Origin of the sequence: Mesorhizobium sp. M0244, assembly GCF_040321795.1 — a bacterium.
Taxonomy (GTDB): Bacteria; Pseudomonadota; Alphaproteobacteria; order Rhizobiales; family Rhizobiaceae; genus Mesorhizobium.
Map to the genome: position 1 here is coordinate 24940 of NZ_JAMYSE010000026.1, position 22516 is coordinate 47455.

The following is a 22516-nucleotide window of genomic DNA, read 5'->3' on the forward strand; positions in this document are numbered from 1 at the left end:
TCCTTTTCAGCGAGACCCGACGGTTTCGAGCTTTGCCGCAATCTTCGAACCTGACGCCGTTGTCTGGCCCAGCGCCTGGCTTGCCGAGCCCGTCTGCTGGGGCGCCGACAGTTGCGCAAACGTCTGCTGCTGGCCGAGCCACGCCAGATAATCCTCCTGCGTATCGACCATGACCACGCCATGCATCATCGGATGTCCCTGGCCGCAGAGTTCGGCACACAGGACCTGAAAGGTTCCGGTCTTGGTCGGCGTGAACCAGAAATAGGTGACTGAGCCCGGGATCATGTCCATCTTGGCGCGGAATTCCGGCACGTAGAAATCGTGCAGCACATCGATCGAGCGGAGCAGCATCTTGACCGGCTTGCCGACCGGCAGATGCAGATCGGCCGCTTCGACCACGACATCGTCCTGGCCGTTGAGATCGGTGGCGATGACGCCGAGCGGATTTTCAGCGTTGACGTCGCGGGTGTCGGATGTGCCGAGCTTACCGTCCTTACCGGGCAGGCGGAAACTCCATTGCCATTGCTGGCCGACGACTTCGACCTCGGTTGCGTCGCTTGGAACGTTGACGAACCGGCTCCAGACGAACAAGCCGGGAATGAGCAAAGCCGTGACACCGACCGCGGTGACGACTGTCAGCCAGGATTCGAGCCGCCTGTTCTCCGGTTCATATGCCGCCTGATTGCCTTCCCGATGACGGAAGCGGAAGACGCAATAGGCCATGAAAAGAACCACGGCGGCGAAGACGACGCCGGTGATCCAGAAAGTTATGATGATGGTGTTGTCGATATAGTCCCAGTTCGAGGCAATCGGCGTCCACCACCATGGGCTCAGGAAGTGGAACAACACCGAGCCCACGACTATCAGAACGAGTACAAGCGCAACGGCCATGTCCCGTTTCCTCCCGGCGATCCAGGGGGCGCAAAGCCGTCCCGGGAAATACCAAGTGCATCATAGCTCGATTTGCGATGAAAATTCTAGAGCCGGCTGTGGAACGGCAAAAAATACAATTTCTCGGTGCAGGCGGACCTTCGGGTCAGATCAGCGGCAGGCCTTCTTCTAATTTCAACTCAGCCGCCCGGCACTTCCGGCAAACCCTCATCGCGCAAGGCGGGAGCCACGCGGAAAGTCTCGCCACCAGGGTGAAGAACAACGGCACGAAGAATATGCCGAGCAGGGTTGCCGCGATCATGCCGCCCATCACGCCGGTTACGAGAATGCCACGCGTCATTGGCCAGCTTGTGTCACCCGCCACACCGTGTTGCCAACGTCGTCGGCGATGAGCAAGGCCCCGGACTTGTCGACCGCCAGGCCGACGGGCCGGCCGCGCGCCTTGTTGTCCTTGTCCAGGAAATCGGTCACCACGTCCTGCGCGACGCCGCTCGGACGGCCGCCGCTGAATGGTACGAACACCACCTTGTAGCCATTGAAGCGCGTGCGGTTCCAGCTGCCATGCTCGCCAACGAAGGCGCCGCCGCGATATGTCTCGGGCAGGCTGGTTGCCGTATAGAAGGCCAGTCCGAGAGGGGCGACGTGGGAACTCAGCGCATAATCCGGCACGATCGCTTTCGCGACCAGGTCCGGACGCTGGGGCATGACGCGCGGATCGAGATGCTGGCCGTAATAGCTGTATGGCCACCCGTAGAAGCCGCCGTCCTTTACCGACGTGAGGTAATCCGGCACGAGATTGGGGCCGAGCTCGTCGCGCTCGTTGATGACTGCCCAGAGCGCGCCGGTCTCAGGCTCCCAGGTCAGGCCGTTCGGGTTGCGCAATCCGCTTGCGAAAATGCGTGACCGGCCGGTAGCCCTGTCCACCTGCCAGATGGCGGCGCGGTCTTTCTCCGCCTGGATGCCGTTTTCGGCCACGTTGCTGTTCGAGCCTATGCCGACATAGAGCAGAGAGCCGTCAGGGCTTGCCACAAGGCTCTTCGTCCAGTGGTGGTCGATCGGGCCGCCGGGCAGGGCAGTCAGCGGCGTTCCGGGCGCGGTGATCTTGGTGTCACCGGTGGTGTAGGGGTAACGGACGATGGAATCGGTGTTGGCGACGTAAAGATCGCTCCCCACCAGCGCCACGCCGAAGGGCGAGTTGAGGTGGTCGAGGAATACGCTGGTCAGCTCCGGCTTGCCATCGCCGTCGGCGTCACGCAGCAGCGTAATGCGATTGCTTGGGCCGCTGTCGCCGCCCGAGGTGACCCAGGATTCGATCCAGCCCATCACCAAATCCTTGGGCCGTTTGATTGGTTCGCCGCCCGGCGCCTTGGACTCGACCACCAGGACGTCGCCATTGGGAAGCACATAAAGCGAGCGCGGATGCTGCAAGCCGTTGGCAAAAGCCTGGATCTGCAGCCCCTGCGCAACGGTCGGCTTTCCGCCGTTCTTCCATCCGACCACGGAAGCGAGATGCATGGGCGGGAAGAAATATTGGATCGGCTCGGGCAGGTTTGGGTTCGGCCCTATTTGGCTGCCGGGATCTGGGTCGTTGCCGCTGCACGCGGCAAGGGTAATCGCCGCGGTGCAGGTGAGGATAGACGCCGCGATGCGCCCGGCCTGTCTGATGGAGCTTTCTACGCGCGTCAATCCGCCACTCCGACGTGATGCCGGTACACCAGGGACCAGCCCAGCCAGCCAGTGAAGATGAGGATGAGCACGACAACCGCCGAGAGGATCAGGCCGGTTGGAACGACGGAAGTCCATGCATCGCGGGTGTGCACGAGCATATTGATCACGGACAACACCAGCGCAAGCAGATTGCCGAGCACGTGCGGCCAGGCGGGGGGCTGCGCTCTTATCAGCGAATTGGCCAGGAAATCGATCAAGCCTGCGATCGCCGCAAGGCAGCCCATGATCACGCCGACGGTAACCAGCCAAGCGGAGAAATTCGCCCACATCATCTCCGCTGTCCGCCAGTAGGCCAAATCCGTCAGCAGGGTGCCGACGAAGCAGGCGATCGGAAATGGCACCAGCATCGGATGAATGGGATGCCCCGCAATCCTAGCCGTCGAACGCGGATTGTCACCAACCATATGCGCTCCTTTTGCCCCGATCAGACCAACTCAGCATGGTCGCCGCTGCCGCGACACCAGCAGCAGCGCCTATCAACAACGCCCGCAAAGTGCGGGTCGAGACAGCCGATACTTGCTCGGCTGCTAAGCCGCGGACTGCGTCGGCGGGTTCTGGTACATCATCCACAGCTCGATTGCGGCCAGGACGGCGACCAGAATGCCGATTACGACATGCACGGTCATCGCAGTGGTCGCCTGGAATCCAAGCACCCAGGGCGATACGAGTACCCACAGTCCGACGACCAGGTTCACCCACTCTTCCCAGACGGCAAATGCCGCGAGGGCGGCAACCGAAAGCACGACGATCAAGATTCCGCTGCCGAGGGCGTTCTGCGTCGGTGGGCCTGCCGCAAAGGCGAAGATCCAAGGAGAAAAGAACAGAATTGCCCCAAGGATCAGGTTGGCTACGTCACAGAGCCTAGCGTTTGTCCACTGGTTCATGGCATCCTCCATAGAGAGAGCGTTTGTGGCTCCCGAGTTCGGCAAGGTGCCTGAGGTTCGGCGAAATGCGCCCGAAGCCGCCCACTCCGCGTCGCGCCAATGCCCTTACCCGGCCGGACCTCCGTATCTGGCGGAACTCCGGTCAAATCCGGCTATCTAACTGAATTCCAGGCTTTATGTTCCACTCGAGACCAGCATGCTGGATCACTTGACGGTGATCGATCAAATCCAAAGGTGCCGTGCCACTGGTCAGGGCAGCGGGACAGCGGCGCGGGCAGCTCATTCTTTTCTCGAGCCGATGAAACATTTGTCATGGATCGCAGCTCTTAGGCCCCGAGGGTTGAGGCCAACCTGACTGCGCAGGACGAGCACGAACGGCACAATTATAGGCTTGGGACAAAATAAGTTGGCAACGGGAAGCTCTTGCTCGTCTTGGTTGCCGCCGAAGCGTGTTTGAGAGACGACCGGTCCGGATTGACGCGCGATACTTTCGCTGCAAAGGTATCTTAACGACTTGTTTACCATGCGTCAGTCCGGGCTGGGAGTGGGGGGAATTTGGAACCGTTTCTGGGTGCGAACCGCCTTAATTGGGATGATCGGGCCGAACTGCACTCGACCGACACAACGGGCAGCTACCACATCGAGAATGTGCTGGCAGGCGGATCCAATCTCTATGAGCTGGAAACGCGCGAGGTCGGCGATATTGCCGGCAAGGATATCGTCCACCTGCAGTGTCACATCGGCCTTGACACAATCAGCTTGAAGAATCTTGGTGCGGGCAGCGTGACCGGCCTCGACTTTTCACCCGCGGCGATCGCGGCGGCGCGGGATTTCGCTGCGAAGGCAGGCACCGACGTGCGTTTCGTGGAAGCGCCACTGTTCGAGGCGGTCGAAGCTCTGGGCCGGACCTTTGACATCGCTTACGTTACCTGGGGTTCGGTAAACTGGCTGGACGACGTGTTCCGTTGGGCGCGGGTGGTTGCCGATCTCCTGCGACCCGGCGGCCGGCTCTACATGGCAGAGGGCCATCCATTGATGTTTCAGTGCAATCGAAAGGCCGCGGCTCTGGAGTTGAAGCACGACTGGCGAACGCCGATAGCTCGGCCGCTCGCCTGGAACGAGGAACTGACCTACACCGGCGATGACCGCATCTTGAAGCATCCTCGCTATTATGAGTGGATCCACCCGATCAGTGACGTGGTGAACGCGCTGATTTCAGCTGGTCTGACGCTCGATTTTCTCAATGAGCATGACACGGTTTCGTGGCAGCACTTTTCATTTGCAGTGCGGGCCGGCAAGGATATGTACGGCCTGCCAGAGAACTCTCCCAAGATACCGATGGCCTATTCCATTGGCGCGACGAAGCGGAGCGTCGGCAAGATACCATATCTTGTGTCTCACAAGTCGATTGAGGGCCACTAGCCCAAGGTCAATGCTCTTGACGTACTCGGGTCGGAGCATCGAGGTGTGCAATGGCGCTCGTGTCTACGGTCTTCCGAGCAAGGCTGATCTCGTTTCATGTTGGTCCGCTTCATGCAGCCTGCCTTCAACATCGCGCGGGCGGTGGTGTCGATGTCGACATAACAGCCGGCGTCAGCCGTCGGAAATGCGAAATTTTTCAGGAGTGTGAAGGTCAAATTAAACATTGAACGCTAATATTCCTCATCGGATCGACCCGAGAACCTGAAATGGCAATTGAGGAATCGCCTATTGGCTTTTTTCCGCGCTAGGTTCGGCGGCATTAAGGAGGCCGTCTTTTCGTCGGCAAATATTCCGGCGGCGATCGCGTTTGTCGTCATCCTTATCAGCGCAGCGTTCGCGGAGCACCAGAACAAGATCGTCTCGGACCAGGCCGTCCGTGCGGACGTGCTGACCAAGGTCAACCTCATCCGCGCCAAGCTCGAAGGCAATATCAACGGAAACCTTCAACTCGTGCATGGACTGGTCGCTGCGGTCGTAACTGAGCCCTATATGGGACAGCAACGCTTCGCTTCGCTGGCGAGTAATCTGTTTGGCGCGGACTCGCAATTGAACAATATTGCCGGCGCGCCCGATCTGGTCGTTTCCCTGATGTACCCGATGGAGGGTAACGAGCAGGCGATGGGCCTCGATTACCGCAAGAACGAGCGGCAGCGTGCGGCTGCGCTAAGGGCGCGAGACGAACGCAAGCTGGTGCTTGCCGGTCCCGTCGATCTGAAGCAGGGAGGACAAGGCTTTATCGGTCGCTTTCCGGTTTTCGTGCGGAGCGCGGGCAATACGGAAAGGTTCTGGGGCATCATTTCCGCCGTTGTCGACGTGCAGCGTCTCTATCGGGCGAGCGGGCTGCTTGACGACGATCTCGGGATTGACATAGCGCTGATCGGCAGGGACGCTCTCGGCCAAAATGGAGACCAATTCTACGGCAATGAGCGGATCGGCAAAAGCGATCCGGTGACGGCCGACGTTTTGCTCCCGTCCGGTTCGTGGCAGATCGCGGCCATTCCCAAAAATGGCTGGCCTTCGACGCCAAGTAACGCATGGTTGTTGCGCGCGATCATGGCGACGGCCGGGGCCTTGGTTGTGTTCCCCTTCCTGGTCACAGGTCGCCTGATCGGCGAAAGACAGCGCAATTATGCGGAATTGCGTCGATTGTCACGACGCCTGGAACTCGCTCTGGAAGCCTCGGCTATTGGGGTTTGGGAACACGATCTCGCGACCAACGACCTTACGTGGGATGATCGCGTAAATGAGATATATGGCAAATCAACCGGGGAGCACCGGGGCTACATAGACTGGGCGGGTGCAATCCACCCAGATGATTTGGCTACCGCCAACGCAGATTTCGACAGCGCGGTGGCCAGCGGACGACCATATTTGTCGGAGTACCGGATTGTGCGTCCGGATGGCGAGGTCCGTCATGTCCGGTCCAAGGCGATCGTTTACCGGGTCGCAAACAACACTCCAAAAATGATCGGCGCGGAATGGGACGTTACAGCCGATGTCCTGCTGAACCAGGATCTGCTTCGCGCAAAACAGCTGTCCGAGTCGAAAAATGCAGAACTCGAGTCGGCCAAAGCGCGCATAGAGCACATCGCGCTTCATGACTCGTTGACCGGCTTGCCCAACCGGCGTTACCTCGACCAGGTACTGGAAGATTACGCGGCAAACGCCAGGCGCTCAGGCGGGCATGCGGCACTGCTTCACATCGATCTGGATCGGTTCAAGCACATCAATGATACGCTGGGCCACGCCGCCGGTGACGCAATGTTGGTTCACGCGTCAACAGTCCTCAGATCGAAGGTCGGCGACGAGGGATTCGTCGCCCGCATCGGAGGAGACGAATTCATCGTTCTGTGCGTGGTGCGCGACGATACCAAGCAACTGGCGCTGCTCGCTGACCGCGTCATCAGCCAGATGCGCGAACCGGTCTACTACCAGGGCCATCGATGCCGTTTTGGTGTCAGCGTGGGAATCGCAGTCGACAACGGAAAAAATATCGAAGCCAAACACCTGCTGGTAAACGCCGATATCGCGCTTTACCGAGCAAAGAGGCGTGGGCGCAATCGATACGAATTCTTCACCGACGCGATGCAAAGCGAAATCGTCGATACAAAGCGGATTGCCGACGAAATTCTCGGCGGCCTTGAGCGCAACGAGTTCATCCCCTTCTACCAGCCCCAATTTGACGCAAAGACGCTCGAAATCGTTGGGGTTGAGGCGCTGGCGAGGTGGAGACATCCAGAAAAGGGTATTTTGGCGCCCGATGTCTTCCTGAGAATTGCGGAAGAACTGAATGTGGTATCGATCATCGACCAAGCCATATTGAAGCAGTCGCTTTTGGACTTCAAAGAATGGTCCGATGCTGGACTCCACATTCCGCGGGTATCGGTCAATGTTTCGGCGCGACGCCTTCAAGATGAGGAGCTCATCAAGAGCTTGCGAGAACAAAATATCAAAAAAGGGACAGTTTCATTCGAGCTTGTTGAGTCAATTTTCCTGGACGAAAACGACGACCTTGTCACCTGGAATATCGAGCAGATAAAAGAACTCGGGATTGACATCGAAATAGATGATTTTGGCACCGGTTACGCTTCGATAGTCAGTTTGCTCAAGTTGCAGCCTCGCCGGCTAAAGATAGATCGGCAGCTGGTCACCCCAATCGTCAAATCGCCGCAAAGAAGGCAGGTTGTCTCGTCAATCATTGACATCGGCAAGTCCTTGGGTATCGAGGTCGTGGCGGAAGGTGTCGAGACGATGCAGCACGCACGGATACTCAAAGGCCTGGGCTGCGACATGTTGCAGGGTTATGCCTTCGGCTACGCGCTCGATTCCGACGGACTAAAGGCCTTTGTTCGATCCCGGCGGCTGCGCACAGCCAGCTGAGCGTGAGTCCCCGCATTTACCGGCGCGATCGGCGTTGAGCGTCGCATCAATATGCGCGTGGCAGGCCAGGCCGGTAACAACAACCCTCAAATAATCAAATAAGCAGCAGGCCCTTCATGCTGGAATGGCCTTTCCTGCCGATGATGATGTGATCGTGAACGGCAATGCCAAGCGGTTTGGCCGTCTCGATGATCAGCTTGGTCATCTCGATGTCGGCGCGCGACGGCGTCGGATCGCCCGATGGATGGTTGTGAGCTAGAATAATCGCCGTCGCCGAGAGCTCCAAGGCGCGCCTGACCACCTCGCGCGGATAGACCGGCGTGTGGTCAACGGTGCCGACCTGCTGCACTTCGTCGGCGATCAGTGCGTTCTTCTTGTCGAGGAACAGGATGCGGATGTGTTTCCCTCCTTTCGTTTCCTTCTTCTTTTCAATGGCTTGCGGAAGACGTCCCTCAAACGTCCCCCGCGCGTCCCCTATCAGGGATTCTTGTTTCGTTTCGCCAGACGCAGCTGAGCAACGCGGCTCGTCTGTTCGATGGTGCCGCGGTTGTACCGAGCACTAGTCTGCCGGTTCTTGTGGCCCGCCGATTTCATGACGTCGGTTTCGGTCGCGCCAAGATCGTAAGCCTCAGTGATGGCTCCGGCTCGTGCGTCCATATTCCATACATGCCGTGGCAAGCCAGCCTTGTCCGCTATCTTGCGCCAACGCTCAGTGAACTTGCGATGCTTGTAGGGCTCGCCGGTCGTCTCAGCCAAGATCATCGGCCCGACGCGCTTCTCTAGCGGCACGCGAGCGACTTCTTCCAACACCATCGGGTGGAGTTTGAGGTCGTGCTCGACTGCAAAACCTGTTTTCGTATGCGTTTTGCGCAAGACCATGTCGGCGCCAATGTCCGACCAGACCATTCCGTTGGCCCATCGTGTATCGCGATGAAGTATTCCGCCCTTAGCGTCTTGAACCGGCTCCCACTCACCGATCACGTCCTTCTGGCGCATGGTCAGTTCGAACTGCAAAACGGTGGCTAGGGCGATCGACGGCCAGCCCTCAGCATGGGCGGTCTTGCGAATGGCTTCGACATGTTCGGCAGTCATGACCGATTTGCGGGCAGGTGGCGTCGAGAAACGGATCTTCGACAAGATGGTGTCTGCGCGGAAGCAGTCGTCATAACCCAGCGTCACACCGTAGCTAATCAACTGCCGCACGGCATCCATGCAGTGTTTCGCGCGCCACGGCCGGGGAGGGGGATTGGATTCTTTCTCTGTCGGCTCTTTCGGTTCGCCCCATTGCCTGTGCCAGCGCTTGAAATCGGGTCCGAGGAGTTTTCCAACATGGCGCGAGCCGACTGTGCTCTCGATGATGACGAGGCACTTGGTGACATTCTCCCGGCTGTTCCATTTCATCGATCGGTATGGAGAGTCTTCGTTCGTCTGGAAAAGGCGTGACAGGCTCGTCAACGAGCCGTCAAAGCTGGGGGCGCCGTGACTCTCGTGCGTCGCCCATTCGAGCATTTGAGCCTGAAGGAGGTGGCAGCGGGCCGACAGATGCTCCCGACCTTCTGCGGTTTCCGGATAGTGAAGACGAATGCTTGAGGGGCGGAACCCGCGCCTTGCTAGGTCCCCGCGGGCTTCCCAATATTCACGGACGGTGCCGTCCTTGTTACGCTTTCGCTTGAGGCCAGGAAAATCGCTCACGACCAGTTCTCCACGCCGTCAACGGATGTCGGAAGGTGAGATTGGTGGAGACCGTGTCGTCTGTCCAGAAACGCGCGCACGGCAGGCCAATAGCGATAGCCAGTAATGGGATCGACGCGGGGCAAGCCTTCGCGCTCCCACACTGCGGCAACGGCTGCCCATTGCACCTTGGATTTGGCCCCTAGCACGCGCTGCGCGATCGTTGCCTCGGAGAGATATAGGGGCGTATTGTCATTTGCAGCGGTGCGGCTCATGCGGTTCTCCTCGGCGGACGTGTGGGCGGTAGAAAGAACCCCGCACTGGGCGGGGCTTTGTCGTAGGTCGCGCAAGGCGGTCAATGCGCGCGGTAACTCCAAGTCCCCGCAACGTAGTCGGGACCCATGGCGTTAGCGGCTTCGGTCGCCGTCTCGAGGTCGGCCGCCTTTCCGATCCATTCAACTGGGATGCCACGTTCATTCACCCTCGACACGCTGTACACGTGTCTCATTCTGCTGCTGTCGTTAACTGTCTGCCCGCGCATCTGATTCTCCTCGTTGCGTTACGGCTATCAACCGAATATGTTGATACGCCTGACGCAAACCTGCGTCAACAGAAAATGTTGATAACCATGACGCCCTTGCAATGCCGTGCCGCCCGCGCCCTTCTTGACTGGACGCAACCGAAGTTAGCCGATGCGGCTAAGCTTGGTCTGTCCACAATTGTCGATTTCGAGAAGCAGCGCAGGGGGACGATATCCGATGACGCCAAGGCCGCCATCCGTACCGCACTCGAGGCCGCCGGCATCGAGTTCATCAATGGCACGGGCGTGAAACTGGCCAAATAAAAAGCGCGCCCCTATTATCAAATTCAGGGCGCGCTCTGGCCTCGAAGCGTCGAAGCTGATCTTGCCGAAACCAGCACGTCCGCTCCGAGATGCCATGTGCAAGATAGATCGTTTGTCCCCTAGCAGCAACTAGACTTCCTCCGTTGCCCGTGCACATTTGCTGCGCAGGGGAACGGGGGGAATCATGAAGAATAAATTTGCGGCGCTGTCAGCGGCTCTGATGCTGACGGGGTGTGGAAGCGTTTCGGTGCCTGCATCCGGCAGCACATCAAATGGCGAAAAGTTCTACGGACAGGCAACGGCTTCTCTTTCCGAAGGAAAATTCGTCGTCACCAATCAATCCGGAGTGCTTTGCACAGGCAAGTACGATCAGTTTTCCACGGCGAGGCAACTCACTGTTGAATTCACTTGTACGGATGGCCGAAAAGGCACAATTCACATTTTGAGAAATCCCGACCTGATGGGCGGCGCGGGGACGGGAACATTTAGCGACGGCACGACTGCGACGTTCAAGTTCGGCAAAGATAGCGGAGCTTGAGCTATGAAGGTCCATCTCACCACCGCCATCGTGGCCGTTGTGGCGCTTGCCGGATGCACAACAACACCTGCCGACTATGCCACGACGCTCTCTCAACAAGATCCAAAATGGGACTCGCCGGACTGCAAGCAGATTCGCCTTGCGGCTCTCGGCTATGACGACAAGGTAGGAGAGCGGATGGCCATCGGCGTGGCGTCTGGTCTCTTACTCGGCCCGTTCGGGTTACCGCTCGCCGCATCGGCTGACGCCAACCAAGAAAAGCAACGTAAGCTGTTCGCACGTGAGATGCACATGCGATGTTCGAGCCTACCACTTCCGAAGGAGCTACATCTCAATCCAAGCAGTCAAGACGGCGGCAAGAAGGCGAATTACCCTTGATGACCGCCGCTTATCCACGCGACATCGGTACCACTCAAACGAATGGCAATTTTCTGTCTGAATGCGTTTAGGGTCCATGCTCGGAGACCACGCATAGGTATCGCGCGGGAGGCAGGTGACTCCCCGTTTCAAGGCATCGAGATGCTACGAGCACTGAAAAGTCAGTTCCTTAGACCTAAAGATCGGGCGATCTGCCAGCGGGTTGTCGACCAGGTAACCGCGGACGCCAAATGGTACAGCACCCCGATAGACGGTCAGATTCTGGCCTTGACCACGCTGAATCTCTTTCAATCAGGGGTCGTAAACGAAACGAATTTGCTGGCACATGTTCGCGCGCGGCGCCACGACTTCACTAAACTGACAGGCTAGCTCTTCACCTTCGGCGTGATCTCTTCGATCTTGGCGCCGGCCCCCGATCTAGCGCGCGTCCGGCAAGTTGCTTGGACCTCTCCTGCAAAGATACTTTGGTGCAGATTAATTAAGGGAGGGCTAAAATGAAATCTGCAATTCTGGCCGTATTGGCGGCTTTGACCTTGGCTTTTGCGACCAGCGCCTATGCACACAGCGGCGGCACCGACAGCAATGGTTGCCACAAGAACCACAAGACAGGCGACTACCACTGCCACTGACTATGCGGCCCTCTGAATGACCCGCCTATCTGTTGCGGAAGAGCTTTGAAAGCGCCGCCGACCGCATTCACTTCCCTCCTCGTCATGACGAACAGTGTTCGTTCGAATGATGCTATCCCGTTGCCTTGGGCGCAAGTTTTTGGTCAGCCAGCACAGCGCCTCCTCTTAAGCTTGCTGGTGGTCAAGGCCCGCGATGAAACGGCCAATCAAATACGACCCCAAGCGCCACGTGCGCTATGATCCGGACCTGCTGCCCCGCACGGGGCACAGGTACAAGCCAGCCAAACCGGCCCACGATGCCGTATGGTGGCCCAATGTCATCTCGGCAATTGCTATTGGCGGTTTCTTCCTCACGTTCATCTGGAGCTAAGACAATGCTACCTTTGTGCAGGCAGATGGCTCTCAGGCAGGCCGTGCTCAGCCTTTTGTGCAAGAAGTTCGTACCGCGGGTGCTCATTCCGTAGTTCCTTCGTCCCTGAAATCCTGCAACGACGCGTGCCGCAAGTCGTCCTCGCCGCGCAGATGCTTCACACGGCCAATGACTGGCGGCTGGAGAGTTTCCCGACGCTTGCGCAGGCCCAGGGCGCTGCAAGCCCGACCTCGCTTGCGGCGGAGGTCGCAGGCAAGGTCTGGCTGTTCACGCTCGGACCGAAGGATGGCTCCACGCCCGACGGAACCAAGGTCGTCGAGATCGGGCCCCTTCCGCCGATCAGCGCGAGCGAGGGATGGACGAGAATATCCGAAACGCCTGGGCTGCGCTCAAGCTGGTTCGCATGGCCATTGAAGAGACCTGCCCGGCCGGCGTGCTGCCGAGCGAGGAAGCCGTCCTTCTGCTCTATGGCCCGGAACTATCCATGAGGGCGAGGCCCTCGCCAAGGCGATCATTGAAACCGTCGAGAGGCTTATATGCCAAGATGGTGAGATAGCCGGCGAGTAGCAGCGCGGCAGTGATCACATCCGGTATCCGGCAGCTTCGAAAGCGAGCAACACCAACACGCAAGCCGCCAAGAGAGCAAACAACGATCCGACGAAAACGACTCGGTATGCAATCCTGCGACCCGTGCCGTCGCGAGTCAGTGTCGGGTACACTTTCTGGGCGATGATATTCGCGCCGACGTTTAGTAGGACGATAAAAAGAATCGCTGCGAGCCATCCGCCCCAGTTGCGCATATGATTCCCCTCCCCAATGAGGTGAACAGCAAAGCACTACGAGTCGATGGACGCAACATGGCTCACTCCTCCTCCCAAAAATCCTGCAGCGATGCATGCCGCAGGTCTTCCTCGCCTCTCAGGTACTTGATGCGGACCTTGATTCCCGGCTTCACCCACTGCGTTGAAGGCCGCTTGGCATGCCATTCGGCGGCGGGCCAGCATGCTCTTGCACCGCTTCCACAGTCGCTCGCGCATCTCGCGATTGACGCTGACGAAAGCGCTGCCGACATATTTTCGCGTGCCGGGATCGGCCATCAGGGCGAATGCCGGTTTGCCTTGCTCGCGCTCGATGCCGAGCAGTTCGAACTCGCCAATTGCGTAGCACTTGGCCTTCAGCCAGTTGGTGGTCGGGCCGCTGATGTATCTACTGTCAATCCGGTTCGACAACATCCCCTCGAGACCAGCTTGGTCGACGAGGTGATATATGGCGTTTGCCTCGCCCGGCAGCGCCTGGCTGAACTGGGTGCGGATATCGGGCGGGATGATGCCGGCGAGGAGATATCGACGCTCTTCCAGCGCCATCTCTCGCAGATCAAGGCCGTTGAGGTGCAGCAGGTCGAAGGCGACGAAGTAGAGGTCATGCTGGCGCCGCGTGATCGCCTTGCGCAGCTGGGCAAAGTCCGACAGGCCCTTGTCATTGAGCACGATGATTTCGCCGTCGATGATTGCGTTCTCGACGTCTAGCGTTTTGGCAGTCGCGGCGAGGTCGCGGTATTTCGAGGTCCAGTCAAGGCCGCGGCGGGTGAAGATGCGTACGTTGCCGGCGTCGATGATGATCTGTGAGCGGTAGCCGTCGAACTTGACTTCGTGAGTCCATCCGGCGCCCTCGGGCGGCTTGGCGACGAGCTTAGGTTCCATCGGCGGGATAAAGGCCAGCCCTTCGGCCATACAAACTCCACGCAACCAACCCGATTCAATAAAATTTGAACGATTCGGTTCCGTGAGCGCAAAGCTCGCGTCTCTGGATGGAGGAGACGCGGGCCGGATCGGAGACACTACCGATCTTTGCAGCAATCGTATGAGGGAGGGGCTTGCTGCGCGTACCGAATCGTCCCCTCGCGCCGTGTTCCAGCTTGACGCAAAAAAGTCCCGCCGCACTGCCAGAACGGCGGGACCGATCAAGCGCTTTGCACCAGGCGGGGGGATGCAGGGGGGTGGGCTTTGCCGAGTGAGCGCAGACCGTAAGCGACCCTAAGCGCAACAGCGGCAACGCGTCTACCAACCGCCGGTTGGAAGCCGCTAATTCAGCGCTGGCGGTAGGCCGAGCCTGAAACCTTTCAAGGCGGCGGCGATGCCCATCATCACGGACTGGTCGGGATAACCGAGAAGGCGATGCGTACCCGGCTCGTCGCCACAAACGCAGCGGATCGGCACAACCTGGTAGTCGTCTTGGAACGGCACGCCGTCACCGTTTGCGAGAAAATCATATTCCGGGAAGCAGCCCTTCAGGAATGCTTCGACCTCGCGCAACACCGCCTCGGACCGAGCTCCTGAGGGCGGCGCGATGACGAAACTATCGACCTCATCGCCTGCCGGGATGCCGGAACTATCGATTGCAGTAATCATCCGAATTGGAAGCCGGCAACCGCAGCAACGTGGCGGCTCAGCGACGCCTTCGGTGAATGAACACTCAGCGACGCCCGCCGCCAATATGGCGACGAGCACACTTAGGGCGCTACCACGATTGGCGGCTGTACCAGTCGTCGACATCGGAGCGGACCTTGTCCTTTTCGATGCCGTAGCGTTCCTGAATTTTGCCTTCGAGCTGGTCGCGCTTGCCGGCAATTCGGTCAAGATCGTCATCAGTGAGCTTGCCCCACTGTTCCTTAACCTTGCCTTTGACCTGCTTCCAGTTTCCTTCAACGCGGTTCCAGTCCATGGTTTTTCTCCATAAAGCGGGGATCGCCTAATTAGGAAACGATCGACGCCGGTTTTGGTTCTCGGAAGCGAAAGGCCTCCCGATGCCGCAGAGCCGGGTCATGAACCGTTTGCACCCACGCCTGAGTGCAAGAAAGCCCGCCGGACCTTCCGGCACGGCGGGCTTCGCGTGAAGAGTTCGAGTCAGTCGTAGACCTTCACAATCTTGCGCGTACCCGGATCGACCAAGACGGTTCGTCCGTCAACGATCACGTAGCGGTACTGAACGTCTGGCACCTCGTAAAGCTCAACAGTATCAGGCAGAGCCGTGCCGATGTTGAGCTCCACGCCCGGAAGGCTCAAGGATGCCATCGGCTTCTTTTTCACGTACTCTCGAATCACAGTATCCTGCTCAGGCTGAATGATGACGTCCTGAGCGGCGGCGGCGCTGACACCAACTAGCAAAAGGATACCTGCCGCAGCCGATGAAAGTTGCTTTCGCATTTTAACCTCCAAGCAAGTTTCCGCTGCGGTGCTTGATTGCTGCCGCGACGGGTTGCTTACCTTGAACGGTGCGGAGCAATTCTTGTTCCACTGGCAGTTTGCGCGAACCCAACACACACGCGCCAGCTCAAGGCTTGGTTTTTTCCTGAGGAGGCGCGCTTGGATCAGGACAATCAGGATGTGGCAATTTTTCACAGGGAGAGGGCCGGTCGCCAACGCCGCCATAGTGTTTCACGAGATGGGCGAAACCGTAGGCGAAGGCGAAAAGAAGCGCTAAAACAACCGCTATTCGGACGGCCATGGGGTATTGTACCAGGATCCCGCTCAGGAAGGGCGCGGATCACTTCCCTCGCGCAATTTCCTTCGCGAGATCGCCGATTTCGCGACGCCGTCGCTGATCTCGTCTACCAACCGGTGGTTGGAAGCCTCTAGTTGAGCGTCGGCAGCCGCCCCATTCAGCGCCGCGGCAATGCCCCATCACAGATTGCTCGGGGGAGTCGAGCATCCGCAGCGTGCCCAGTTCGTCGCCCAAATGCAGCGGATTGGCACAATTTGGTAGTCGCCTTCGGAAGGCGTCGACTCCGACGGCCGCGCCAGCCATTCCTGCGGCCGTTGTCGCGGCTGCTGCGTTGGCCAAGCTCGGCAGGTATAAGTTGACGTTGCCGGTCAGTACGTGAGGTCGCGACCGCCGAAACGGGCGGTTACAGAGTTGAGGGTCATTGGTGGGTTCCTAAAAATTAAAAGGCCGCATCGAGAGCGGCCGAGATGAAGGCAGAAAACTAAGTCTGATCTATCTGACGATCGGACCAGTGGCCGAAACCGGACCTACGTAGGCCGTGCAGCCCTCAATTTCGATCTTCCATTCGGCCGCCGGATCGCGGTTGACGATCTGCGGGACTCGCCAAGCTTTGGGCTCAAGCGAGAATGCGAAGCGACTGTTCCCGCAAGCGACGGCCACTGAGTACTTATCCTTTCGCGCTGTAGATGGAGCCGTGAAGTCAAAATGAACTTGGCCATCTCGCGTATACAGCTCAGTAATGTAGCTGCCACGGCGCAGAAATAATGCGCCACCCTTCTCAACTGCAAACCGAATGTCGGAAACGTCCGAAGCCCGGAGTAGGTGTCTAAGCATCCTCTCTTCATGGATTGTCCGGCAGACAACCGCCTTCAGGTGCGCCAGTGAGAGTTCATTCCTAACTACAACTTCGGCCATCCGAGCATCATGAATCGTCTGCTTCATTTCTGGCGAGACGCCAGAGTCATGATAAATATACTGAAAATTAAGCAGGTTGAAGTTGTTGTCCCCCTGTAATGGCGCAAGCGCCTGTGATGCAAAATTTCCAGATACGAAGTAGCTTTCATTGAGAGTTAATACGGATGTCAAATCGAACACTAGCATCACAGGGATCGCCATGTGGGGATTTATCCGATATGGATCGATGGATGATTTGATGCCTTCGGTTTTAAAGTGAAAACTATTCTTTGGCCGAAAATAGAGCCTAACAAATTCATGTGCAGATGGGTTATTCCACAGGGCGCCCTGGTTAGCTACATCGCAAAGGACAACCGGCACGTTCTGCCGACAAACGACCCGGCGCTGCCGCACTATTTCCGCCGCGGTTTCGATCTGACAGGCATGAAATAGGCAGCTAACCCACCCGTTACGCGAAGGGTAGCGCGCAAGCTCTTCACTCCACTCGGTGATGTGACGTTCAGCTCGCGCTATTGAAATAGCCATTCCTGGCTATCCCTGGAGGTGGACGCGCTTGAATAGGGGCTCTTCTGATCCCTATCGATGAAAAGTGCCTCGGCGCGATTTGATCCTGCTTGGCCAGCCTTGATTTTAACGCTGCGGACATAGGGCAATTCTGCTAAGATCGGAAACAGGTAACCCTTCAACCGCCGGGATTTCTCATCCGAAAAATTTTCAAACGACAGCAGTCGCTCGCGAAGGCGTACCCACGCAGCCTCGAGCAAATCTTGGTCGATGCGCTCCCTTTTTCCAGTCTCGTGCTGAACCATCACGGAATTGTCTGCCAACAGCTCAGCACTAAAATGGCTGTCACGGGAAGTCGAAAATTTGCGGCCCTTCGTAAGCTTTCCGATGTCCTTTGAAAACGCGGTAAAGTCTTGGGGGACGCTCGCAGGGGCTCTGTGTTCGGCGACGAAATCCGCCGCCACTTGGACATCATGGATATATATCGGAATGTCTACCCTAGATAGGTAGTCCTCCATGATGGGACGAACTTCGCTCCATTCGAGATTGCCGTTGCCGCACCCGAGTGGAGGAAAAGACGCCGAGCTGATGCTTAGCGCCTTATATGAATCCACGAATTTGGCCAAGCCTTGCTGGATGTACTCGATCTTCGAGGGAAGCTTCCACGTCGTCTTGGTGGGGAAATTTAAGACCCATCTGGTATCTGAACGCCAAAGATGGATTTGACCGACGTTGAGTGCCCTCTGATCGCAGAGTTCACGGTATTCAGAATACATCCGCGGATAGCGGCTCTTGAACTCCTTTGCTATACCCTTGCCCATGACTCCCACCGTGTTCACGGTGTTTACCAGCGTTTGAGCCGGCGACTCAAAAACGCTACTCTCCAAATATGTGATCATGTGTATCCTCGGCTAGCATGCTAGCGGAACATTAGGAGAACATCGTGGCGATGAATAGCACGATTCTCGCATGTTGTCGCTTCTGTCTTTGGCGTGGTTAAGGCCTGGTTCAAAGAAAACTCTGCCGCGCAGCAGTCGGGCTCGTCAACCATACCCTCAACATTTCAATTGGAATTATGTGCGCAATGGGGGCGAACCGGTAGTTTCACTGAACGCCGCCAAGTCCATCATGACCCCCGTGGGGGGTGCTTCACGACGTCAGTGTTCAGCCGCCAAAAACCGTCTCGGCAATCGCGCACGCGACGCCGCAGGTTTTGCAGGTTATTTTGCGCTGCCACCTCGCGCGCTTGCGCGCACGCGAGGGAATTCCTGTAAAAGCGATAACGTTAGGCTTGGCAGCCGGTATGGGGCTGATGGGCTACAGATCGTGACCCACCCCACCAGGGGTGGTTGCCGTTCTAGGTCGACCGCCGCAAGGGCCGGCTCGGTACGAAAATTGTTGCATCCGCAAAACTCGAAATTTGGATACAGTTCAATGGAGTTCTTAGATGCCTCGCATCCGGTGCATCGCCTCAGCCTTGCGCCTGAGGCGTTCGAGGGCGGCGCTCTGGTTGCCCGCCTTGCGGTGGGCATCTAGCGACCTCAATGCAGCCGTCGTGTCCTCATAGGCTGGCATGCCAACGATGCTGATCTCGAGTAGTTCGGCCTCGATGATGGTTCGCAACGGCACCGGCCCGTTGTCATCCCATGCCTCTTTAATGACATAGAAGCCCGGCGAGACACCCTTAAGATCGGCGCGACCAACCAGGCCTTTCGCGGCGGCGCCGTCCGGTGTGTCAATCGCAGGATCCAACTCGAATGCCAGGCCGCGGCTGGTGTCGGTTAGCCGCAGTGTCCCGCTGCTAGTGCGTCCGAGTACACGCCCGCTATCATGTGCCATTAGCGCCAACACGTCCCGGCTTCTTATCGACTTGGTGAGGCAGCCAGGGGCAAACTGTTCAATGAACAGTCCTGCGATGTTGGCCTTCGCATTGTAGACGACAGCCAAGCCTTCGATAGCGCTGCCAGACGCCGCCCCGATTTCCGCAGTTCGGGTCTCTATTTCACCTAACTGCATTGCGAACCTTAGCCTCGGCAGCAAGCAGCCGCTCTTCGCGCTTGGCAGTCTTTCTGCGCATGATTGCCCGTGCGATGTCAGCAGCAGAAGCGTCACCGAGATCGAGGGCTTTGCCATTCAGTGTCACCTGGCGCTTAACCTTGCCTGTCTTCGCGTCCGCCCGTTCAAGCGCCATGATAACCAGCCTCCCGGACGTCGTTCAGGAAGCGCGGAATATGGCCGTCGCGAGGGTCGCCAAGCCAGCCAAGAGTCAGCGGTCCAAGAGACCCCCACGAGATGTCTTCGGCCTCAAACTGGTTGCGTAAGTCGTCATAGGAGGCTCGCGCAGCCTGAACAGTTTCTAATGCTTTGGCGACAACAGCCGCCCGCTTCTGGTATTCAGGTCGAACAGCATTACAGACGATCCTGCTAGCCTTCCCGCGCTCAACGGCAATACGTTCACGCAAAACATCCAGCGCGACATCGATGTCGGCCACAGCACGGTGAATCTCTGTGATGCGCTTGAAATTATGCGACTTCGAATCTTCGTCGTCGCCCAGCAGATTCGCGATAGCAGGCCGCAGCGCTTTAGACGTATCGGCCGCAATCTCTTTGTCCAGCTTGCGACGCTCGGTCTGAAGATCGCCGCGGGAAACGCTGAGTTCCAACCGTTTTGCAAGCAGCGCTGCATACGCGGGCGAGGAATCTTCAAGTGACGGCATAACGAAAGGTGTGGGAGCCTGAGTCGGCGATTCTAGTTTGGTCGGTTCCGATTTTTTGAGAAGTCCCATGCTCATGCTCCTGCGAAAAGATCACTGACGGCATCGGCAAAGGCCGCTCCGTTGATTGCAGTCGAACGACGGTGGCCGGCGTGCTGCCAATTTGAAGCTATTGCGCCAGGCTCAACAAAGCGGCTGATCGTGCCATCTGGTTGATGGACGGCAAGTTCCTTCCAGTTGCTCACAAACTCGAGTTTGGCTCTGCGCACGTCGTCAGAACCGTCCGCGGCAAGATCGGCGAGCGCGTCCAGATAGTTGCCGGCCGAGTACTGAAGGCTCGCAGGAAGTACGTCGATCGGAGCGCCAGCCGGCGTCAGTTCGCGATAGCTCACGACAGTGTCGGCGACGGCACGCAGCGGCACGTCAACAGCACTGCCGATGAGCAGATCCACAACGTGGCCGAGTTGAGAACCGGTGATTTGGCTGGGGCGCCAGGCGGGAGGCGCCCAGCATCTGTGAGCGCGCGCGCAACGGCGCGGACACGGGGTTTGTCGAAGCCGGTACGTGCGGAAAGCACGTCCACAGCCTCTGTGGTCGTTGGCATTTGGTTTGCCTTTCTATTTTCGAAAATGGCTAGTTTTGGCGCAAAAAGGGGTGCGGCCTCCGACAAGACGACGCTCAATCGAAGGCCGCTATTCCGGCGCTGCACGGAAATGGACCCGCCTGGCCTACTCACGCAATGGCGGGGTGCCGGCGCGCTGGCGACGCTGACCCGGCTAAGCACCGACCTGGGGGACGGCGCTAAACTGGTGGAGGTTTTGTGACCTCCTATTTCTACCGGAATGGGAGGGCCGAAAACGGCACCTATGCCGCCATCTTTTTTTCTTCTGGCTTTTTTTCTTCCGTAATGCTGGTCAGCACGGCCCACGCTTCGCGCAAAGCGGCCTTGACGGCCTTCCTGGCGCCATTGCGCGACAGCTTCTCGTCGCCCGCAATCTTTGTGTAGCCATACCGCCGCAACGCTGCATCGATAATGCGCATGGAACGGCCAGGCATCTTTTCCCGGAACTCCTGTTCAGCGTGCCGACGGAATATCTCATGCACGGCGCTCTGCTGCGGTGCGCTAGTCTGGCCGGTACCCACTCCCTTCATCTCCGAGTAGATGCTGAGCGACCCGTAAACGCGGGCGCCCATCGGCGCGAAGCGCGTCCATGTAACCTTTTTCCAATCCGTCCTATCGCAGGCTGCGGTAAGCTCGGCTGTGGCGCGTGCACTCTTCTGTGCATGGGAGCGCCACCACGGCGCTTCTCCGTCTGAATGGTATTCCTGTGCCGGCAAGTCTGAGACGCCCCTCAGCGCCAAATATCTGTCGAAGTGCAGTCCGGCTTTTTCGGAACGACGCTGCTCCGCGGATATCTTCCCGCCTGGATTACCTGAGCGCTGCCGAAATTCGAACCGGCCTCGGGGGAGTTTGCCGGTCTCTGTGTATGTCTCGATTACGTCCCCCGCCTTCTCCTGCTCCATCCGGTAATCCAGGCCAAAGCCTTCCCCTATCTCATTCTCTGCATCCTCGACGTAATAGTTGTCATTGGCGGCGTCCATTTCGGCAGGCGAAAGCAGCGCACTCACCGAGCGCAGGACAAGAGCCGCGTCATGCTCGCCGTCCGCGACCAGCCTTGAGAAGATATCGCCCTCGTAGTTGCGCGACGTGCCGGGGTTGGCTTGCCGAGCAATGTAATCAGCGCACGGGCCGTCGTTTGTCCGCGTCACTGCCCTATGCGGTTCATTGTCGTTATCAGCCTTGCGTCGCGCACCAATCCAGTAATGCCAATCTGCCAATTCCTCAGCTTCCGGCTTCTCTGTGGAGCGGGCAGGCTTGCGTGCCATTGTTGGCGGCACGGGCTTCCCAGCCGCGATGGCAGCCTCTTCCGACGCCTTGTCAGCAATGCGGTCTGCAAATTGCGCCCACGTCAGTTTGTTGATTTTGGTGTTGTCGTTGCCGGCTCGCCATTTCAGCGCGGCCGGCCTTGTATAGAATCTATGCCCTATCGACACGGCCGCCGGTCGGTCCAAGGTAGGCACATTGGCGCGCATGGCGCCGGTTTCCATGGTCATGTTGTGAGATTCCCCAGGTTTGAAGAACCCGGCCGCCAGGCCGGGCAGAATCCGACGGCAATGCGCCGACTGCCAATCAAAGTTCGGAAGGGATGCTTGGGGCGCTCGAGGCGCCGTTCCGGCCAGGCCGGTCGTCATCAACGCCAAAGCGGCGCCGGTCTTACTGGCAGTTATGCGGAGATGGGGCCCACACAATTTCAAATTATAGGCGTTTTCGCCTTGCGTGTCAAGATTGTGGGCTTCTGACGATCGAAGGCACTAGATATTGTAAATGACCCAGTTTTGATTTCCCAATTAATCAAAACCCGGAATTAAATGTCCGAATGAGCACATGGCGGGTATTGCCGAGTCGTGATGTGGTGGATATCGGAACGCCCCTATCCCCCAAGAAAACGGTGGATAAAACCCCGCGTCGCCCAAATAGTTCTTGCTAATTTTTCTTTTTCGGCGCCAGCGTCTGCTGGGGCTTACT

The 22516-nt window shown here is 58.2% G+C and carries 25 protein-coding genes and 1 pseudogene; 6 read left to right on the forward strand and 20 right to left on the reverse strand.

Annotated features, from left to right (window positions below; genetic code table 11):
* Positions 1-6: 6 nt before the first annotated feature.
* The 5 genes from coxB to NKJ08_RS17560 all read right to left on the reverse strand — a co-directional run bounded on the left by coxB (position 7) and on the right by NKJ08_RS17560 (position 3503).
* Entirely contained in the window at positions 7-891 is an 885-nt protein-coding gene (coxB, locus tag NKJ08_RS17540; RefSeq protein ID WP_352526009.1) for a cytochrome c oxidase subunit II, read from the reverse strand.
* A 145-nt stretch (positions 892-1036) separates the two neighbouring features.
* The gene (locus NKJ08_RS17545) at positions 1037-1231 is read right to left on the reverse strand and encodes a hypothetical protein (RefSeq protein ID WP_352526007.1); all 195 of its coding nucleotides are present in this window, start codon (positions 1229-1231) and stop codon (positions 1037-1039) included.
* Positions 1228-2505: a PQQ-dependent sugar dehydrogenase gene (locus NKJ08_RS17550; protein ID WP_502904204.1), complete on the reverse strand. Its 1278-nt coding sequence runs from the start codon at positions 2503-2505 to the stop codon at positions 1228-1230. Before NKJ08_RS17550 ends, NKJ08_RS17545 begins: the two co-directional genes overlap by 4 nt.
* Positions 2506-2573: 68 nt before the next feature.
* Entirely contained in the window at positions 2574-3023 is a 450-nt protein-coding gene (locus NKJ08_RS17555) for a DUF2231 domain-containing protein (protein ID WP_352526006.1), read from the reverse strand.
* A gap of 123 nt (positions 3024-3146) precedes the next feature.
* A complete protein-coding gene (locus NKJ08_RS17560; protein WP_352526005.1) occupies positions 3147-3503 on the reverse strand; it encodes an SPW repeat protein in 357 nt (118 codons plus the stop codon).
* Positions 3504-4058: 555 nt separating this feature from the next.
* Between NKJ08_RS17560 and NKJ08_RS17565 the strand changes: the two genes are divergently transcribed.
* On the forward strand, positions 4059-4925 hold the full coding sequence (locus NKJ08_RS17565) for a class I SAM-dependent methyltransferase (protein ID WP_352495377.1): 867 nt from the start codon (positions 4059-4061) through the stop codon (positions 4923-4925).
* 360 nt (positions 4926-5285) lie between these two features.
* Positions 5286-7865, forward strand: coding sequence for a bifunctional diguanylate cyclase/phosphodiesterase (locus NKJ08_RS17570; protein ID WP_352526208.1), 2580 nt, complete (start codon positions 5286-5288; stop codon positions 7863-7865).
* Between the two features lie 94 nt (positions 7866-7959).
* Here NKJ08_RS17570 and NKJ08_RS17575 read toward each other — a convergent pair.
* The 3 genes and pseudogenes from NKJ08_RS17575 to NKJ08_RS17585 form a co-directional block, all read right to left on the reverse strand.
* A pseudogene (locus tag NKJ08_RS17575) lies at positions 7960-8367 on the reverse strand (JAB domain-containing protein); the annotation flags it as partial.
* Positions 8343-9557 (reverse strand): site-specific integrase, encoded by a 1215-nt coding sequence (locus NKJ08_RS17580; RefSeq protein WP_352782416.1) that lies wholly within the window; start codon positions 9555-9557, stop codon positions 8343-8345. The pseudogene NKJ08_RS17575 and the gene NKJ08_RS17580, both read right to left, overlap by 25 nt.
* Positions 9554-9811, reverse strand: coding sequence for a hypothetical protein (locus NKJ08_RS17585; RefSeq protein WP_352526000.1), 258 nt, complete (start codon positions 9809-9811; stop codon positions 9554-9556). Before NKJ08_RS17585 ends, NKJ08_RS17580 begins: the two co-directional genes overlap by 4 nt.
* A gap of 83 nt (positions 9812-9894) precedes the next feature.
* Between NKJ08_RS17585 and NKJ08_RS17590 the strand changes: the two genes are divergently transcribed.
* The 4 genes from NKJ08_RS17590 (at position 9895) to NKJ08_RS17605 (ending at position 11925) form a co-directional block, all read left to right on the forward strand.
* Positions 9895-10380: a helix-turn-helix domain-containing protein gene (locus NKJ08_RS17590; protein ID WP_352525998.1), complete on the forward strand. Its 486-nt coding sequence runs from the start codon at positions 9895-9897 to the stop codon at positions 10378-10380.
* 184 nt (positions 10381-10564) lie between these two features.
* Complete coding sequence (locus NKJ08_RS17595) at positions 10565-10918, forward strand: hypothetical protein (RefSeq protein WP_352525996.1); 354 nt, start codon at positions 10565-10567, stop codon at positions 10916-10918.
* 3 nt (positions 10919-10921) lie between these two features.
* Complete coding sequence (locus NKJ08_RS17600; RefSeq protein WP_352525994.1) at positions 10922-11296, forward strand: hypothetical protein; 375 nt, start codon at positions 10922-10924, stop codon at positions 11294-11296.
* Positions 11297-11790: 494 nt separating this feature from the next.
* A complete protein-coding gene (locus NKJ08_RS17605; protein WP_352525993.1) occupies positions 11791-11925 on the forward strand; it encodes a YHYH domain-containing protein in 135 nt (44 codons plus the stop codon).
* 951 nt (positions 11926-12876) lie between these two features.
* Here the strand turns inward: NKJ08_RS17605 and NKJ08_RS17610 are convergent.
* The 12 genes from NKJ08_RS17610 to NKJ08_RS17665 form a co-directional block, all read right to left on the reverse strand.
* Positions 12877-13095, reverse strand: coding sequence for a hypothetical protein (locus NKJ08_RS17610; RefSeq protein WP_352525989.1), 219 nt, complete (start codon positions 13093-13095; stop codon positions 12877-12879).
* 36 nt (positions 13096-13131) lie between these two features.
* Entirely contained in the window at positions 13132-14025 is an 894-nt protein-coding gene (locus tag NKJ08_RS17615) for an ATP-dependent DNA ligase (protein ID WP_352782419.1), read from the reverse strand.
* Positions 14026-14376: 351 nt separating this feature from the next.
* Positions 14377-14703, reverse strand: a complete 327-nt coding sequence (locus tag NKJ08_RS17620) for a hypothetical protein (RefSeq protein WP_352525985.1) — start codon at positions 14701-14703, stop codon at positions 14377-14379.
* Positions 14704-14812: 109 nt separating this feature from the next.
* Positions 14813-15016, reverse strand: coding sequence for a CsbD family protein (locus tag NKJ08_RS17625; RefSeq protein ID WP_352525983.1), 204 nt, complete (start codon positions 15014-15016; stop codon positions 14813-14815).
* Between the two features lie 182 nt (positions 15017-15198).
* Entirely contained in the window at positions 15199-15498 is a 300-nt protein-coding gene (locus NKJ08_RS17630; protein ID WP_352525981.1) for a DUF1236 domain-containing protein, read from the reverse strand.
* A gap of 790 nt (positions 15499-16288) precedes the next feature.
* Positions 16289-17236, reverse strand: a complete 948-nt coding sequence (locus NKJ08_RS17635) for a DarT ssDNA thymidine ADP-ribosyltransferase family protein (RefSeq protein ID WP_352532314.1) — start codon at positions 17234-17236, stop codon at positions 16289-16291.
* Positions 17221-18114: a macro domain-containing protein gene (locus NKJ08_RS17640; RefSeq protein ID WP_352532316.1), complete on the reverse strand. Its 894-nt coding sequence runs from the start codon at positions 18112-18114 to the stop codon at positions 17221-17223. Before NKJ08_RS17640 ends, NKJ08_RS17635 begins: the two co-directional genes overlap by 16 nt.
* A gap of 544 nt (positions 18115-18658) precedes the next feature.
* Positions 18659-19231, reverse strand: coding sequence for an HK97 family phage prohead protease (locus tag NKJ08_RS17645; RefSeq protein ID WP_352532318.1), 573 nt, complete (start codon positions 19229-19231; stop codon positions 18659-18661).
* The gene (locus NKJ08_RS17650; protein WP_352532320.1) at positions 19218-19406 is read right to left on the reverse strand and encodes a hypothetical protein; all 189 of its coding nucleotides are present in this window, start codon (positions 19404-19406) and stop codon (positions 19218-19220) included. Before NKJ08_RS17650 ends, NKJ08_RS17645 begins: the two co-directional genes overlap by 14 nt.
* Positions 19396-20001, reverse strand: coding sequence for a hypothetical protein (locus NKJ08_RS17655; protein ID WP_352532321.1), 606 nt, complete (start codon positions 19999-20001; stop codon positions 19396-19398). Before NKJ08_RS17655 ends, NKJ08_RS17650 begins: the two co-directional genes overlap by 11 nt.
* Before the next feature lie 2 nt (positions 20002-20003).
* Positions 20004-20381 carry a hypothetical protein gene (locus tag NKJ08_RS17660; RefSeq protein ID WP_352782421.1) on the reverse strand — a complete coding sequence of 126 codons (378 nt, stop codon included), beginning with the start codon at positions 20379-20381 and terminating at the stop codon, positions 20004-20006.
* 412 nt (positions 20382-20793) lie between these two features.
* Positions 20794-22044 (reverse strand): hypothetical protein, encoded by a 1251-nt coding sequence (locus tag NKJ08_RS17665; protein WP_352532325.1) that lies wholly within the window; start codon positions 22042-22044, stop codon positions 20794-20796.
* Positions 22045-22516: the final 472 nt, after the last annotated feature.

Bases quoted from the DNA above. Each gene is read 5' to 3' on its own strand.
- NKJ08_RS17625 (WP_352525983.1), bottom strand. From the start codon at position 15,016: ATGGACTGGAACCGCGTTGAAGGAAACTGGAAGCAGGTCAAAGGCAAG.
- NKJ08_RS17635 (WP_352532314.1), bottom strand. From the start codon at position 17,236: ATGGCTATTTCAATAGCGCGAGCTGAACGTCACATCACCGAGTGGAGT.
- NKJ08_RS17595 (WP_352525996.1), top strand. From the start codon at position 10,565: ATGAAGAATAAATTTGCGGCGCTGTCAGCGGCTCTGATGCTGACGGGG.
- NKJ08_RS17650 (WP_352532320.1), bottom strand. From the start codon at position 19,406: ATGGCGCTTGAACGGGCGGACGCGAAGACAGGCAAGGTTAAGCGCCAG.
- coxB (WP_352526009.1), bottom strand. From the start codon at position 891: ATGGCCGTTGCGCTTGTACTCGTTCTGATAGTCGTGGGCTCGGTGTTG.
- NKJ08_RS17665 (WP_352532325.1), bottom strand. From the start codon at position 22,044: ATGACCATGGAAACCGGCGCCATGCGCGCCAATGTGCCTACCTTGGAC.
- NKJ08_RS17600 (WP_352525994.1), top strand. From the start codon at position 10,922: ATGAAGGTCCATCTCACCACCGCCATCGTGGCCGTTGTGGCGCTTGCC.
- NKJ08_RS17620 (WP_352525985.1), bottom strand. From the start codon at position 14,703: ATGATTACTGCAATCGATAGTTCCGGCATCCCGGCAGGCGATGAGGTC.
- NKJ08_RS17645 (WP_352532318.1), bottom strand. From the start codon at position 19,231: ATGCAGTTAGGTGAAATAGAGACCCGAACTGCGGAAATCGGGGCGGCG.
- NKJ08_RS17545 (WP_352526007.1), bottom strand. From the start codon at position 1,231: ATGACGCGTGGCATTCTCGTAACCGGCGTGATGGGCGGCATGATCGCG.
- NKJ08_RS17630 (WP_352525981.1), bottom strand. From the start codon at position 15,498: ATGCGAAAGCAACTTTCATCGGCTGCGGCAGGTATCCTTTTGCTAGTT.
- NKJ08_RS17585 (WP_352526000.1), bottom strand. From the start codon at position 9,811: ATGAGCCGCACCGCTGCAAATGACAATACGCCCCTATATCTCTCCGAG.
- NKJ08_RS17555 (WP_352526006.1), bottom strand. From the start codon at position 3,023: ATGGTTGGTGACAATCCGCGTTCGACGGCTAGGATTGCGGGGCATCCC.
- NKJ08_RS17590 (WP_352525998.1), top strand. From the start codon at position 9,895: ATGCGCGCGGTAACTCCAAGTCCCCGCAACGTAGTCGGGACCCATGGC.
- NKJ08_RS17640 (WP_352532316.1), bottom strand. From the start codon at position 18,114: ATGATCACATATTTGGAGAGTAGCGTTTTTGAGTCGCCGGCTCAAACG.
- NKJ08_RS17560 (WP_352526005.1), bottom strand. From the start codon at position 3,503: ATGAACCAGTGGACAAACGCTAGGCTCTGTGACGTAGCCAACCTGATC.
- NKJ08_RS17615 (WP_352782419.1), bottom strand. From the start codon at position 14,025: ATGGCCGAAGGGCTGGCCTTTATCCCGCCGATGGAACCTAAGCTCGTC.
- NKJ08_RS17605 (WP_352525993.1), top strand. From the start codon at position 11,791: ATGAAATCTGCAATTCTGGCCGTATTGGCGGCTTTGACCTTGGCTTTT.
- NKJ08_RS17610 (WP_352525989.1), bottom strand. From the start codon at position 13,095: ATGCGCAACTGGGGCGGATGGCTCGCAGCGATTCTTTTTATCGTCCTA.
- NKJ08_RS17655 (WP_352532321.1), bottom strand. From the start codon at position 20,001: ATGGGACTTCTCAAAAAATCGGAACCGACCAAACTAGAATCGCCGACT.